This is a genomic window from Saccharopolyspora sp. 6V (assembly GCF_020176785.1).
GTDB lineage: Bacteria > Actinomycetota > Actinomycetes > Mycobacteriales > Pseudonocardiaceae > Saccharopolyspora_C > Saccharopolyspora_C gregorii.
Genome location: NZ_JAIUKB010000038.1, coordinates 77,726 through 90,928 on the forward strand (window position 1 = coordinate 77,726; position 13,203 = coordinate 90,928).

Below are 13,203 nucleotides of genomic sequence, written 5' to 3' on the forward strand. Positions count from 1 at the left end.
GTCGGTGTCACCGCAACCGTGACCAGCACGCACTCCGCTCCCACCGAAGAGGCCGTCCGCCAGGCCCTCACCCAGGTCGAGGATCCGGAGATCCACAAGCCGATCACCGATCTCGGCATGGTCAAATCCGTGGCCGTCGAGGACGGCGCGGTCGCCGTCGGCGTGTACCTGACCGTCCAGGGCTGCCCGATGCGGGAGACGATCACGCAGCGGGTCGAGACCGCGGTCGGTGCCGTCGAAGGCGTGCGGGCGGTGACCGTCGAGCTCGACGTGATGAGCGACGAGCAGCGCTCCGAGCTGCGCAAGAAGCTGCGCGGCAACGCCGACGAACCCCGCATCCCGTTCGCCGAACCCGGCTCGATGACCCGCGTGTACTGCGTGGCCTCCGGCAAGGGCGGCGTCGGCAAGTCCAGCGTCACGGTGAACCTCGCCGCCGCGATGGCCAAGCGCGGGCTGTCGGTCGGCGTGGTCGACGCCGACATCTACGGCCACTCGGTCCCGCGGATGCTCGGCTCGGGCGGCAAGCCCACCCAGGTCGAGAAGATGATCATGCCGCCGCAGGCGCACGGCGTGAAGGTCATCTCCATCGGCATGTTCACCCCCGGCAACACGCCCGTCGTGTGGCGCGGGCCGATGCTGCACCGCGCCCTGCAGCAGTTCCTCTCCGACGTCTTCTGGGGCGACCTGGACGTGCTGCTGCTGGACCTGCCGCCCGGCACCGGGGACATCGCGCTGTCCACCGCCCAGCTCATCCCGAACGCCGAGATCCTCGTCGTCACCACTCCGCAGCAGGCCGCGGCCGAGGTCGCCGAGCGCGCGGGCGCCATCGCCATGCAGACCCGGCAGCGGCTCGCCGGCGTCGTGGAGAACATGTCCTGGATGGAACTGCCCGACGGGCAGCGCATGGAGGTCTTCGGCAGCGGCGGCGGCCAGATCGTGGCCGACTCGCTGAGCCGCGCCGTCGGCTCGGAGGTCCCGCTGCTGGGCCAGGTGCCGCTGGACACCCGGCTGCGCGAAGCGGGCGACAGCGGCACTCCGCTGGTCGTCGAGGCCCCCGAGTCGCCCGCCGCGCAGGTGCTCACCGACGTCGCCAAGCGCCTGTCCACCCGCGCCCGCGGCCTCGCCGGTCAACTCCTGTCGGTCTCCCCGGCCTGATCGATCCGCGAGCGTTCAGGAGAGGTCGCCGCCGCGCGGGCTCACCGCGGTCGCTGCGCTCGCGCGGTCACCGCTGCTCGGCGGTCACGACTGCTCGGTGCGGGCGATGGCCAGCAGGCCGTCGCCGACGGGCAGCGCCACCGGCACCAGCGACTCGTCCGCGCGCACCGCCCTGGTCAGCTCGCGCAGCGCCTGGGCGCGCGGCTCCTGCCGCTGCGCGGCGTCGACCGGCCCGGCGAACACGATGGCCCCGCCCGGACGCAGCAGCGGTGCGCCGAGTTCGAGGAACGCCGGGTACTTGGTCGGCATCGCGTCGACGAACACCAGGTCGTAGGCGCCCTCGGTGAGCTTCGGCAGCACCCGCTCGGCCAGCCCGGCGATGAACCGGGTGCGGGACCGGGGGACGCCTTCGGCCGCCAGCGCCTCGCGCGCGATGTGCTGCGCGGCGGCGTCGATGTCGATCGAGGTCAGCACGCCTTCGGGCACCATGCCGCGGAGCAGCCAGCTCGCCGAGGCGCCCGTGCCGGAGCCCACCTCGACGACGGACTTCGCGCGCAGCACGGTCGCCAGGAAGCGCAGCGCGGCGCCCGCGGACCCGTCGATGGACTCTTCCGCTGGGTCGGCCGCGTGCCCGATGGATCCGCGGGCGTCGCCGAGCATGCTGCCCGGCCGGTCCAGGGGACCGGTGCCGATCGACGTCTCGGGTATCACGAGGCGCAAGATTATCTTCAGCGGCCGGTTCGGTTGCCTTCGTTCGGCACATCGTTAGACGGCTGTTTCCGGCATCACGTCGGATCTTGCGCCGATCAGGTGAACGTCAGGTTCTCAGGCTGCTCTCAGGGCCTTTTCATCCGTCCCTCACGAGCGCGCGCGAGAGTGGGTATCGACCGGGAGCGGACCGCCGCTCCCAGCAACGAGGGCAGCACGCGGAACGCGCGTCCCACCGGCCACGCCCGGCCTCCGCCGGGGAACAAACCGGCGGCCGCGTTCGTTCCCCGGATGCACACGCCGCAGGAGGTGGCTTCTCGTCCGATGCCAACACAGTCGATGAGTCCGGCCGTTCGAGCCGACCAGCACGCCGTCGCCACCGCACCCGTCGCGGAGGCGGCGTGGACGCCGCCGTCCTGGGACGAGGTGGTCCGGGAGCACGCAGACCGGGTGTACCGGCTGGCGTACCGGCTCACCGGCAACCAGCACGACGCGGAGGACCTCACGCAGGAGACGTTCATCCGCGTCTTCCGCTCCTTGGCGTCCTACAAGCCCGGCACGTTCGAGGGCTGGCTGCACCGGATCACCACGAACCTCTTCCTGGACATGGCCCGGCGCCGCTCCCGGCTGCGCATGGAGGGCCTGCCCGAGGACACCGACCGGCTGCCCAGCACCGGCCCCAGCCCCGAGCAGGTGTTCTACGACACGCACCTGGACCCGGACCTGCAGGCCGCGCTGGACGAGGTGCCGCCGGAGTTCCGCGCGGCCGTGGTGCTGTGCGACGTGGAAGGGCTGTCGTACGAGGAGATCGGGACCACCCTCGGGGTGAAGCTCGGTACTGTGCGCAGCAGGATCCACCGCGGCAGGCAGATGTTGAAGGCCACGTTGGAAGCTAGGCGGGAGCAGGCTCGGGAGGACTCGGCATGACGGTTCGGCGGGGGTGGGGGCTGTCCGAACAGCACCTCGCACTGGACGCGCTCGTGGCATTCGTGGACGGAGAGCTGACCGCCGGCGCCCACGACCGCGCGGCCGCCCACCTCGCCAGGTGCCCGGCCTGCGCGGCCGAGGCCACCGCCCAACGGCAGGCCCGGGCGGCGGTGCGCTCCGCGTCGTGCCCGTCGATGTCCGCCGGACTGCTGCAAGCCCTGCAGTCGATACCGTCGAGCGCCGAACTCCCCGCGCAGCCCGACGGGCTCGCGCTGACCGAGGAGGGGCAGCTCGTCGCGGTCAACCCGGGCGCGCGCCCCGGCCGGTTCGGTTCCGGCGCGGCGCTCGGTTCCAGCACTCCCCTCGGCGGTGGCAGGCAGCCGATGGGGTCCAGCGCACCGCTCGGCTCGACCCGGCCCGATGATGAACCGCGCGGTGGTCGCGGCAGGCGAGCGGGTGCGGGGGTCGTGTTCTCCGGGCTGGTGCTCGGCGCGCTGGCGCTGGTGAGCATTCCGGACGACCAGCTCCCACCGACCGACGCGGGCCCGCCGCTGCCGCTGCCCGGCGAGGCCTACGACTCGGCGCTGATCCCCGCTTCGGCGCGCTTCGACGAGCGAGGCGGAACTCCGCCCTCCGAGGCGCCCGCCTCGACCACGACGCCGGCGCCGCCGTCCGATGCGACGCCGGGCGCCGACGCCCCGGTGACGCCATCCGGCGCGCCGCTGCTCTCCGCTTCCGCGCAGCCCTGATCACCGGGCCGTCGCCCCGCTCCTACGCGGACTTCACCTGGCACTGGGCAGGATGGGGACGTACCGGTGCGCGGGCGGTCGCCCTCGTGTGATCCACTCGCATGCCGATGTGTCGACGACTTCGCAGGCCCGGGGAGCGATGAGCGAGCAGCCGAGGAAACCCGCGCAGGGATCCGACCCGGTGCGACCCGATCAGGCTCGGCCGCAGGACGACCAGCGCCACGAGGTCCCATCCGCACCCGACGGCGACGCGGTGCACCCGTGGCGACCGGGTTCGGCCGCCCCCGCCCGCGGAGTTCCCGCGGCGGACGTCTCCCGCCCGGCCCAGGACGCGCCGCCGCGGCACCCCGAGGTCGATCCCGCCCAGGCCGCCGTCTTCGGCAGGCCCGCCGGCGTCTCCGGCAGCTTCCAGCCCGGGTCGGACGAGCGCGCACCCGGCGTCGAGCAGGCCCCGCCCCCGCCGGACGCGCTGGTCAAGGCGTTCGGCCGTCCGCAGGGTTCCGCCGAATCGCTGCAGCGCGAACCCGGGGAGACCCCGCCCGCTCACCCGGCCGACGAACCCGCCTCGTTCTGGAGCGACCGCGGCGACCAGGACCCGTGGCGCAACCCGTCGGCGAGCTCCGTGATCGGCCCGCCCGCGGTCCCCGAAGCCACTCCGGAAGCGGCGCCCGAGCCCGGGCCCGGTCCGCTGCTGAGCGCCCGCGAGGTGCTGTTCGGCCGCCGGGTCCGGCCGCGCTCGCTGGCCGCGCTCGCCGGGGTCGCCGTGCTGCTGGCCGGGGTCGGCGGTTTCGTCGGCCGGATCACCGCTGAGGAGGGCAATCCGCTGACCAACCCGGACGTGACGCTCGCCGAGGTGGAGCCGGGCGTGGACCGGCCCAGCGGCGGGGTGTCCGCCGTGGCCCGCCGCATCGTGCCCGCCGTGGTCTCGGTGGAGGTGCACGTCGGCGCGCAGGGCGGCAGCGGTTCCGGGGTGGTCATCGACGGCGACGGCTACATCGTCACGAACAACCACGTGGTGTCGATGGCCGCGGACACGCCGGGGGCCACCGTCTCGGCGGTGTTCAGCGACGGCAGCCGGGTGCCCGCGCGGATCGTGGGCCGGGACGTGAAGACCGACCTCGCCGTGATCAAGGTGGAGGTGGCGAACCCGACGGTGGCACAGCTGGGCCGCTCCGGCGATCTCGCGGTCGGCGACCAGGTGATCGCCGTCGGTTCTCCGCTGGGCCTGGCCAGCACGGTCACCACCGGCATCGTCAGCTCGGTGCACCGGCCGGTGCGGCTGGCCGGGGAGGGCACCGACACCAACGCGGTGGTGGACGCGATCCAGACGGACGCGGCGATCAACCCGGGCAACTCCGGTGGCGCGCTGGTGGACGGCAACGGCGCGGTGGTCGGGATCAACAGCGGTATCCGCACCATCGGCTCCGGTGGCGAGGGCGGTTCGATCGGGCTGGGCTTCGCGATCCCCATCGACGACGTGCGGCGCATCGCGCAGGAGCTGATCCGCACCGGGCGGGCCGCGCACGCCGACCTCGGCGTGAACGCCAAGTCCGTGAACGACGGCACCACCGACGGCGCCCAGGTGCTCAACGTGCGCGACGGCGGTTCCGCCGCGGGGGCGGGCATCGCCGAGGGCGACGTGATCATCCGGGTCGGCGACCGCAAGGTCAGCACCGCGGACGAGCTGGTGGTGGCGGTGGACCGGCACCGCGTCGGCGAGACCGTACCGGTGACGGTGGTGCGGCAGGGACGGGAGCTCGTGCTGGACGTGGCGCTGCGCTGATCGCGCGCAGTTCTGGGAAAAGTGGCGTTTCCACCGGGCACCACCCGATGGGTAGGCTGGGCGGCGCGCGCAGCGCGAAGCACGGGAGTGAAAGGTGATCCGAGGTGTTCGACAGCATCGGCTGGGGTGAGATCCTGGTCCTCATCGTCGCCGGTCTGTTCATCCTCGGCCCGGACCGGCTGCCCGAGGGCGCCGCGTGGCTGGGCCGCACGATCCGCCAGGTCAAGCAGTACGCGACCGGAGCCAGGGACCACCTCCGCTCCGAACTGGGCCCCGAGTTCGACGAGCTGCGCAAGCCGCTGGAGGACCTGCGCGGCATCCGCGACTTCAACCCGCGCAGCGCCGTCACCAAGCACCTGTTCGACGGGGAGAACCCGCTCGACCCGCCGCTGAACGGCAACGGGAACGGGAGCGGGACGAACGGCGGCACCACCGCACCGAAGCCGCCGCAGCCCCCGAAGCCGCAGCGCCCGCTGGAACAGGGCGAGCGGCCGCCCTACGACTCCGACGCGACCTGAGCCGGAGCCACCACCGGCTTCGCCCGTCGGCGCTCGGAGCGCCTGCCGCTCAGCACCGCGATCCCGGCCAGCAGCATCGAGCAGCCGAGCACGGCCGACATCCCGTTCCAGCCCCAGGCCGCGTAGGCGACGCCGCCGACGACTCCGCCGACGCTGCTGCCGCCGTAGTAGGCGAGCTGGTACATCGCCGAGGCCTGGCCGCGCGCCGACGGTGACGCGAGCAGGCCCACCCAGCCGCTGGCCACCGAGTGCGCCGCGAAGAACCCGCCGGTGAACACGACCAGCCCGACCAGGATCACCACCAGGTTCCCGGCCAGCATCAGCAGCAGCCCCAGCAGCGCGGTGCCCAGCCCGGCGAGCAGCACTCGGGGCCTCCCCCACCGGTCGGCCAGCCGGCCGGCGACCGCCGAGGTCACGGTGCCCGCCGCGTAGGCCAGGAACGCGAGCGCGGCGAGCGCGGGCGGCACCGACAGCGGCGGCTCGACCAGCCGGAACCCGAGCACGTTGTAGACGGCCACGAACGCCCCCATGCCGAGCGCGGCGACGAGGAACGGCGGCCGCAGCGCCGGATCGGTGGCTGCGGCCCGCACTCCGACCAGCAGCGGCTTCCACCGCAGTTCCTGGCGCCGCTGGTGGCGCTCCTGCGGCAGCAGCAGGACGAACCCGGCGGTGCAGATCGCGCCGAGGACGGCGACGGCCGCGACGCCACCGGCCCACCCCGCGTAGTCACCGGCGATCCCGCCGAGCAGCCGGCCGGACATGCCGCCGACGGTGGTGCCCGCGACGTACAGGCCCATGGTGGTGCCGAGGTCCCGTCCTCCCGTCTCGTCGGCGAGGTAGGCGGCGGCGACGGCGGCGATGCCCGCGACGGCGGCCCCCTGCACGAGCCGCAGCCCGACCAGCAGCGGGAAAGACCCGATGAACGGCAGCAGCACGCCGATCGCTTCGGCGAGCAGCAGCGAGCCGACCATGATCCGCCGCCTGCCGTACACCTCGGACAGGGTGCCGAGCGGGATCGCCGCGATCGCCAGGCCGAGGGTGCCCGCCGACACCAGCAGCGCCACGGTGCCTGGCGCGAGGCCGAAGGCGTCGGAGAACTGGGGCAGCACCGGTTGCGGCGCGTAGAGCAGCGCGAACAGGGCCAGGGCGCCGATGAGCAGCGCGATCCTGATGCGGCGGATCCGGTTCAGGTCGTCGGTGAGCACGTGGGCGACCGTAAGCCGGGCTAATTAATGCGTCCAATGCGTGAGGAGGGCACGATTCATGCCGTGTCGCATGAATCCGAGCTGCCGCTGGACGCCGCCCAGCTCACCGCCGATCTCGCCCCGACGCTGAACCTGCTGCGCACCGTCGCCGCCGAGGGCCATCTCACACGCGCGGCGGCGCGGCTCGGCGTCCCGCAGCCCACGGTGAGCCGCGCGCTGGCCAGGATCGCCGATCGCCTCGGCACCGATGTCGTCACGAAGGAAGGGCGCGGGGTCCGGCTCACCCGCACCGGCGCCCAGCTCGCTGCCGCGGCCGAGCACGCCTACGCGGAGCTGGCGGACCGGTGCCGCGAGGTGGTCGAGGAGCTGGACCCGGACCGCGGCCGCATCTCGCTCGGCTTCCAGCACACCATGGGCAGCGCCCTGGTGCCGGAACTGATCCGCGGGTTCCGCGCCGGGCATCCCGGGGTGCGGTTCCGGCTCGTGCAGGGCGCCAGGGACGACATGCTGGCGGGCGCGCTGGACGGCCGGCTCGACCTGTGCCTGGTCTCGCCGCTGCCGACCGGAGCCGAGTGGGAGTCGGTGGCGGTGGCGCGCGACGAGCTGGTCGCGGTGGTGCCGCCCGCCCATCCGCTGGCCGAGCGCGCGGAGGTGCGGCTCGCGGAGCTGGCCGCCGAGGAGTTCGCGCTGATGGGCCCGGGCTACGGACTGCGGCACATCGTCACCGAACTCGCCGAGGCGGCCGATGTTCCGCTGCGGCCCAGCTGGGAAGCCGAAGAGGTCGACACGCTCCGCGGCCTGGTCGCCGCCGGTCTCGGCGTCACGCTGCTGCCCCGGGCCGTCGGTGGCGAGGTGGCGGGCACCGTGGAGATCTCGCTGTCCCCGGCCGCGCACCGCACGGTGGGGATGGCCTGGCCCGCGGGCCGCACCCCGCCGCCGGTGGTGCGCGCGTTCCGCGACCACGCCACCTCCCGGCCCTGACGCGCGACGATCCCGCGGGGACCAGGTCCACCGCGGGATCGTCGGAGCAGCGCCTACCTCACGCGGCGAGGGAGGCGGCCAGTTCGACCAGGGTGCGGGCCGCGAAGCCGGTCGCGCCCGGCACGACCTCGTCGTAGGACTTGTCCGCGCGTCCCGGGCCCGCGATGTCCAGGTGCGCCCACGGCACGTCGCCGATGAACTCGCGCAGGAACAGCGCGGCGGTGATCCCGCCGGGCCCCTGCGGCGCCTGCCGCACGTCGGCGAGCTCGCCGCGCACGTCGGCCGCGTGGTCCTCCAGCAGCGGCATCGGCCACCAGGACTCGCCGACCCGCTCGCCCGCGTCCCGCAGCGCCTTCCCGAGCCGCTCGTCGGTGCTGAACAGGCCACCGGTGCGCAGCCCGAGCGCGACCTTCATCGCTCCGGTCAGCGTGGCCACGTCCACCAGGTAGTCCGGTTCGAGGCGGTCCACCGCGTACGCCAGCGCGTCCGCCAGGACCATGCGGCCCTCGGCGTCGGTGTTGCCGACCTCGGTGGTCTTCCCGCCGTAGTGCCGCACCACGTCACCGGGCCGGTAGCTGCTGCCCGACACGTGGTTCTCCGCGGACGGCACCAGCGCCGTCACCCGCACCGGCAGCCGCAGCCGGGCGATGGACAGCAGTGCGCTGAGCACCGCGCCGCCCCCGGCCATGTCGGTGCGCATCAGGTGCATGCCGTCGGCGGGCTTCAGCGACAGCCCGCCGGTGTCGAAGGTGATGCCCTTGCCGACCAGCACCAGGTGCGGGCCGGACTTCACGCCGTCCGGACGCCACGCCAGCTCCAGCAGCCGCGGCGGGCTCACCGAACCGCCCCCGACGGCGAGGACTCCGCCGAACCCCTTGTCCGCCAGCCACTTCTCGTCGCGCACGGTCGCGGTGACGCCCTGCAGCGGACCGGCGAGCGCGGTGCCCGCACCGGCCAGCCAAGCCGGGTTCTTCACGTTCGAGGGGGCGTTGGCGAGGTCCCGGGTCAGCGAGGTGGCCGCGGCCAGCTCCTCCGCCTGGGCCACGGCCACGCGGAACGCGTCCGCGTCCGCCCCGCCGGGAACCACCAGCAATGCCTTGCGCATCCGCGGCGCGGCCGGTTCCGCCGACACCCGGAACCGGTAGTCGCCCAGCGACAGCCCGAGCGTCAACGCCGAGACGAGCTCGACGTCGGCGTCCGCGGGCAGCAGCACCTGGACGTACTCCGCGTCCGCCGCGTCGCCCAGGTCGGCGGGATCGTCGTCCGACGCGACCCCTTCACCGAGCTTGGCGCGCGCCGCCCGTGCGATCGACGCGCCGATCGCGCGCCAGTGGCCGGGCTCGCCGGAGCCCGCCCCGACGACCCAGCCGAACCGCCCGTCCGGCAGCGGCACGGTGCGCACCTCGCCCACGGACGCGGTCACACCCAACGCTTCGAGCAGCGAGACGTCCGCTCCCCACGGTTCGGCCGCGGCGGCCAGGTCGGGCCCGGAGGCCCCGTCGAACACCGGCACCGCCGTCGGCACGCCGTCCCGCCACCGCGAGACCACGTCCACTTCGACCAGTGCCGTCGGGATCACCGGGAGCGCTGCCTGCTCCGGCGACCGCGACGAACCGAACACCGAGGAATCGGACACGGATTGAGATCCTTCCCGCATTCAAAGAGACAAGGCCGTCTCGGCCACTCCACGGACACCGGCTCCGGCATCGAACTCGGATGCCAGAGCCGGTGAGACGATCGGGTGCACGCCGATCGCTTGCGCAGCGGCCTCAGCCGGTGGCAGATTCCAGGGCATCGCCCAGGTTCTTTGCCTCCTCCACCGACATCTCGACGACGAGCCGCCCACCGCCCTCAAGGGGGACGCGCATTACGATGCCGCGACCCTCCTTCGTCACCTCGAGGGGACCGTCACCGGTCCGGGGCTTCATGGCCGCCATAGCGTGCTCCCTCCGTGAACTCTTCCCACCCACTGATCGCCCACAACCAGCCGGGTCCGGCTCCATTCTCCCCCATCCGGACGCAGCCGCGAAACCGAACCGATCAACTCGTGTCGCTGTTGCGCTGGTCGAATGCCCGTGGCAGGTGGCAGACTCAGCCGTCGTGCGGGCGTTTTCCGGGCTTTTCGGCTCTCCGCACGGCCACCCGTGCGGGCGTCGTGCGGCGGCAGCGGCATTTCCGGTCGACCGTCCAGTCAGGACCACCCCGGAACCGCGCTCCGTGATCGACCCGGCACCGACCGTGCGCGGTCCACTGTGGATGCGCTGGTCAGGGCGGGCGCGGCCCGCACCTCCCAGGCGACGAAAGGGCGAGAAGTGTCCGATGTACTGCTGACCCGCGACACCGGTGGCGTGCGACTGATCACGCTCAACCGGCCGGAGTCGTTCAACGCGCTCAACGTCGAGCTGAAGCTCGCGCTGGTCGGCGCGCTGCGGGAGGCCGCGGCCGACGACGCGGTGCGCGCGGTGGTGCTCACCGGCAGCGGGCGCTCGTTCTGCGCCGGCCAGGACCTCAAGGAGCACATCGCGCAGCTGCAGGCGGACGACCCCAGTCCGCTGAAGACGGTGGAGGAGCACTACAACCCGCTGATCCGAGCGGTGGCCACCATGCCGAAGCCGATCATCTCCGCGGTCAACGGCAGCGCCGCCGGGGCGGGCGCCTCGCTGGCGTTCGCCAGCGACCTGCGGATCGCCGCGGCGGACGCGAAGTTCCTGATGGCCTTCGCGAACGTGGGGCTGTCGACCGATTCGGGCGCGTCCTGGACGTTGCCGCGGCTGATCGGCTACGGACGGGCGATGGAACTGCTGCTGCTGGCCGAACCGGTCGCCGCCGACGAGGCGCTGCGCATCGGCATGGTCAACCGGGTGGTGGACGCGGGCCAGGCGACCGAGGCGGCGATGGAACTCGCCGCGCGGATGGCGACCGGCCCCACCAGCGCCTACGCGCGGATCAAGGAGACGATGCGGGCGGCCGCCGCCGAAGGCCTCGACGAGGCGCTGGACGTGGAGGCGGGCGCGCAGAACGAGGCGGGCAGCACCGCCGACCACCGCGAGGCGGTGGCCGCGTTCGTGGAGAAGCGGACGCCGAACTTCATCGGGCGCTGAGCCGCACCGCGGGCCGTCCGCCGGTCGGCCCCCCCGCGCCGGTTCACCCGGTGCGCGGCCGGTAGCTCGGGCAGAACTCGGCGAACCGGTCCAGCGACCGCCGCAGGCCCCAGTTGACCGCGGGCCGCACCACCGGCCACAGCGCGCCGGTGCCGGTGGGCGCGGACAGGTCCTCCCACCACACGAAGGTCGACTCGTCGGCCTGGCAGTGCCCGATCACCCGGAAACCGCCCTCGCCGGACACGAGGCCACCGGTGTGGCGCACCCGGCAGCACAGCGGCCGCCGCATCTCGATGATCTCCATGGTGTCCAGGAAGCCGACGCCGCGCAGCCCGGTGAACGCGGCCAGCGTGGAGCCGAGGCCGCCGTCACCGCTGACCACGTGCACCGAGGTGCCGAGCATCCACTCGCCCTGCCGCGACCAGTCGGTCGCCGCCGCCCACACCTGCTCCGGTGCGGCGCGCACCGGCACCTCCAGCCGCAGCTGCGCGTTGCCCACCCGACTCACTCCTCCCGGTCGACCGACCGGGCGCGCTGCAGCTGATCCCCCGCGATGTCGAGCTGCCGCTGCAGGACGGCGACCTGGCCGCGCAGGTCGTCGATCTCGTTGGCCAGCCGCTCCAGCGCCCAGTCCACCTCGGCAGCCTTGTACCCGCGCAGCACCTGTTGAAACCGCAGCGAGCGCACGTCGGCGCCTTCGACGTCGACGGCGGGCAGTCTGGTCGGCGTCGCTCCGGGCGGTAGCGCCTCCAGCTGCTCCCCCCGGCCGAAGACCAGGGCAGCGAGCAGGTAGATCACCGCGGCGACCACGAGCACGACGAACAGGTAGATCAGCGCACTAGCCACGCTCCGATCGTGGCACGCCCGCCCCGCCGGGCGGCAGCAGACCTCGGCACGGCTCGCATGGCGCTGCTCGTGCCCCGGCGGCCGGCCGTCCCGCGTCGACGGGCGATCAGGCCTTGGCGGGCGCCTGGGCGGGAACGGCCTTGCCTTCGAGGACGCCTTCGATGGCGCAGGTGAACTCGCGCCAAGCCCGGCGTTCCGCGTGCAGCGCCTCCACGCCGGAGGAGGTGAGCCGGTAGGTGCGGCGCTGCCTGCCGCCGACGGTGCTCCAGGCGCTGGTGACGTAGCCCGCGCGCTCCAACCGGCGCAGCGCCGGGTACACGGTGCCCGTGGGGAGGTCCAGCGCGCCGCCGCTGCGCTGCTGCAACGCCTCGATGATCGCGTACCCGTGCAGCTGTCTGCCGTCGAGGGTGGCCAGCAGCAGAGCGTCGAGGTGGCCGCGGAGCGCATCAGCCTTCACAGGTAGCGACTCTACGGTCATTCGCCACCACTGTCACCGTCCCGATACAAGGGGACCTTGGTCCTTTCCCGATTCCCCCGCGGGTGAGTTCGATCACTCACCCGGGTGGCCGGAGTTCGCGGCGAACGGAGTCGCCCCGGTTCGGCCGAGCGGCGGGCAGGTAGATCGCGGTTCGTGACCGGGCCCGCGGCACCATCGCCCCGTTCGTGGGGCATTGCTCGACCGAACGAGTGGATCGATTCATGAGGCCCTCATCGCCGCCGCCCGGCGGCAGCACACTGCGGATCACCAGACGCGCCCTTGAGCCGGGCGCGTGCCGACGAGGAGGCCAGGAGGTCGGCGTGCGCGACGACAGCGAACGACAAGCCACCGGTTCGATCGACGATCGGGAGGTCGTCCTGCCCGTTCCCCGCCGCCAGCCCGACGCCACACCGGCACCGAGCGCGCTGTCGGTCCGGTCGAGCCTCGATGACCTTCGAGTTCGCATCGCCGCGCTGGTGGAGGCGGTGCACAACCTGCCCGCGACCGGCCTGGAGCTGGACGAGGCGCAGTGGCGGATCGACGAGCTCGCCCAGGAGATCAACCGCCCGTACCCGAGCCCACCGCGGGTGCGTTCCCGCTGGCTGCGGCTCGCCCCGCTGCTCACCGAGCTCGATGCCGCGCTCCCCGTCGCCGCCACCGGGCGCATGATCGACGACGCCTTCTGAACCGCTGAACCGCCCGCCGTCGAACGCGCGCGGCGGACGCGGTGCCTCCCGGCCCGCGCCCCGTCG

Annotated in this window: 15 protein-coding genes; 8 read left to right on the forward strand and 7 right to left on the reverse strand. The window is 73.5% G+C overall.

Features of this window, described 5'->3' with window-relative positions; all coding sequences use genetic code 11:
- Positions 1-18 precede the first annotated feature (18 nt).
- Positions 19-1,155, forward strand: coding sequence for an Mrp/NBP35 family ATP-binding protein (locus LCD35_RS09030; protein ID WP_224956037.1), 1,137 nt, complete (start codon positions 19-21; stop codon positions 1,153-1,155).
- Positions 1,156-1,239: 84 nt separating this feature from the next.
- On the opposite strand, the gene LCD35_RS09035 is transcribed toward LCD35_RS09030, so the two are convergent.
- Positions 1,240-1,866: a class I SAM-dependent methyltransferase gene (locus LCD35_RS09035; protein ID WP_224956038.1), complete on the reverse strand. Its 627-nt coding sequence runs from the start codon at positions 1,864-1,866 to the stop codon at positions 1,240-1,242.
- Positions 1,867-2,202: 336 nt separating this feature from the next.
- On the opposite strand from LCD35_RS09035, the gene sigE reads away from it, so the two are divergent.
- The 4 genes from sigE to tatB all read left to right on the forward strand — a co-directional run bounded on the left by sigE (position 2,203) and on the right by tatB (position 5,840).
- Positions 2,203-2,790, forward strand: coding sequence for an RNA polymerase sigma factor SigE (gene sigE / locus LCD35_RS09040; protein WP_224956039.1), 588 nt, complete (start codon positions 2,203-2,205; stop codon positions 2,788-2,790).
- The gene (locus LCD35_RS09045; RefSeq protein WP_224956040.1) at positions 2,787-3,539 is read left to right on the forward strand and encodes a zf-HC2 domain-containing protein; all 753 of its coding nucleotides are present in this window, start codon (positions 2,787-2,789) and stop codon (positions 3,537-3,539) included. The genes sigE and LCD35_RS09045 overlap by 4 nt, the downstream gene beginning before the upstream one ends.
- A 139-nt stretch (positions 3,540-3,678) precedes the next feature.
- On the forward strand, positions 3,679-5,322 hold the full coding sequence (locus LCD35_RS09050; protein ID WP_224966089.1) for a trypsin-like peptidase domain-containing protein: 1,644 nt from the start codon (positions 3,679-3,681) through the stop codon (positions 5,320-5,322).
- A 104-nt stretch (positions 5,323-5,426) separates the two neighbouring features.
- Positions 5,427-5,840, forward strand: a complete 414-nt coding sequence (gene tatB / locus LCD35_RS09055; RefSeq protein ID WP_224956042.1) for a Sec-independent protein translocase protein TatB — start codon at positions 5,427-5,429, stop codon at positions 5,838-5,840.
- Here the strand turns inward: tatB and LCD35_RS09060 are convergent.
- A complete protein-coding gene (locus LCD35_RS09060) occupies positions 5,819-7,045 on the reverse strand; it encodes an MFS transporter (protein WP_224956043.1) in 1,227 nt (408 codons plus the stop codon). The two genes, tatB and LCD35_RS09060, sit on opposite strands and share 22 nt — an antisense overlap.
- Positions 7,046-7,108: 63 nt before the next feature.
- Here LCD35_RS09060 and LCD35_RS09065 point away from each other — a divergent pair, with 63 nt between their 5' ends.
- The gene (locus LCD35_RS09065; RefSeq protein WP_224956044.1) at positions 7,109-8,026 is read left to right on the forward strand and encodes a LysR family transcriptional regulator; all 918 of its coding nucleotides are present in this window, start codon (positions 7,109-7,111) and stop codon (positions 8,024-8,026) included.
- 58 nt (positions 8,027-8,084) lie between these two features.
- On the opposite strand, the gene LCD35_RS09070 is transcribed toward LCD35_RS09065, so the two are convergent.
- Positions 8,085-9,683, reverse strand: a complete 1,599-nt coding sequence (locus tag LCD35_RS09070) for a M17 family metallopeptidase (protein WP_224977646.1) — start codon at positions 9,681-9,683, stop codon at positions 8,085-8,087.
- Between the two features lie 112 nt (positions 9,684-9,795).
- Positions 9,796-9,963, reverse strand: a complete 168-nt coding sequence (locus tag LCD35_RS09075) for a DUF3117 domain-containing protein (RefSeq protein WP_009949794.1) — start codon at positions 9,961-9,963, stop codon at positions 9,796-9,798.
- Between the two features lie 375 nt (positions 9,964-10,338).
- On the opposite strand from LCD35_RS09075, the gene LCD35_RS09080 reads away from it, so the two are divergent.
- A complete protein-coding gene (locus LCD35_RS09080; protein ID WP_224956046.1) occupies positions 10,339-11,127 on the forward strand; it encodes an enoyl-CoA hydratase-related protein in 789 nt (262 codons plus the stop codon).
- Positions 11,128-11,170: 43 nt separating this feature from the next.
- Here LCD35_RS09080 and LCD35_RS09085 read toward each other — a convergent pair whose 3' ends face one another.
- The 3 genes from LCD35_RS09085 to LCD35_RS09095 all read right to left on the reverse strand — a co-directional run bounded on the left by LCD35_RS09085 (position 11,171) and on the right by LCD35_RS09095 (position 12,430).
- A complete protein-coding gene (locus tag LCD35_RS09085) occupies positions 11,171-11,626 on the reverse strand; it encodes an SRPBCC family protein (RefSeq protein WP_225044032.1) in 456 nt (151 codons plus the stop codon).
- A gap of 5 nt (positions 11,627-11,631) precedes the next feature.
- Complete coding sequence (locus LCD35_RS09090) at positions 11,632-11,973, reverse strand: DivIVA domain-containing protein (protein WP_224956048.1); 342 nt, start codon at positions 11,971-11,973, stop codon at positions 11,632-11,634.
- 106 nt (positions 11,974-12,079) lie between these two features.
- The gene (locus LCD35_RS09095; protein WP_224956049.1) at positions 12,080-12,430 is read right to left on the reverse strand and encodes a PadR family transcriptional regulator; all 351 of its coding nucleotides are present in this window, start codon (positions 12,428-12,430) and stop codon (positions 12,080-12,082) included.
- Positions 12,431-12,771: 341 nt separating this feature from the next.
- On the opposite strand from LCD35_RS09095, the gene LCD35_RS09100 reads away from it, so the two are divergent.
- A complete protein-coding gene (locus tag LCD35_RS09100) occupies positions 12,772-13,137 on the forward strand; it encodes a hypothetical protein (protein ID WP_225044033.1) in 366 nt (121 codons plus the stop codon).
- The last annotated feature ends 66 nt before the right edge of the window (positions 13,138-13,203 follow it).

Excerpts from the sequence above, each read along its gene's own strand:
- LCD35_RS09070 (WP_224977646.1), bottom strand. The coding sequence starts at position 9,683 with ATGCGGGAAGGATCTCAATCCGTGTCCGATTCCTCGGTGTTCGGTTCG.
- LCD35_RS09045 (WP_224956040.1), top strand. The coding sequence starts at position 2,787 with ATGACGGTTCGGCGGGGGTGGGGGCTGTCCGAACAGCACCTCGCACTG.
- LCD35_RS09075 (WP_009949794.1), bottom strand. The coding sequence starts at position 9,963 with ATGGCGGCCATGAAGCCCCGGACCGGTGACGGTCCCCTCGAGGTGACG.
- sigE (WP_224956039.1), top strand. The coding sequence starts at position 2,203 with ATGAGTCCGGCCGTTCGAGCCGACCAGCACGCCGTCGCCACCGCACCC.
- LCD35_RS09050 (WP_224966089.1), top strand. The coding sequence starts at position 3,679 with ATGAGCGAGCAGCCGAGGAAACCCGCGCAGGGATCCGACCCGGTGCGA.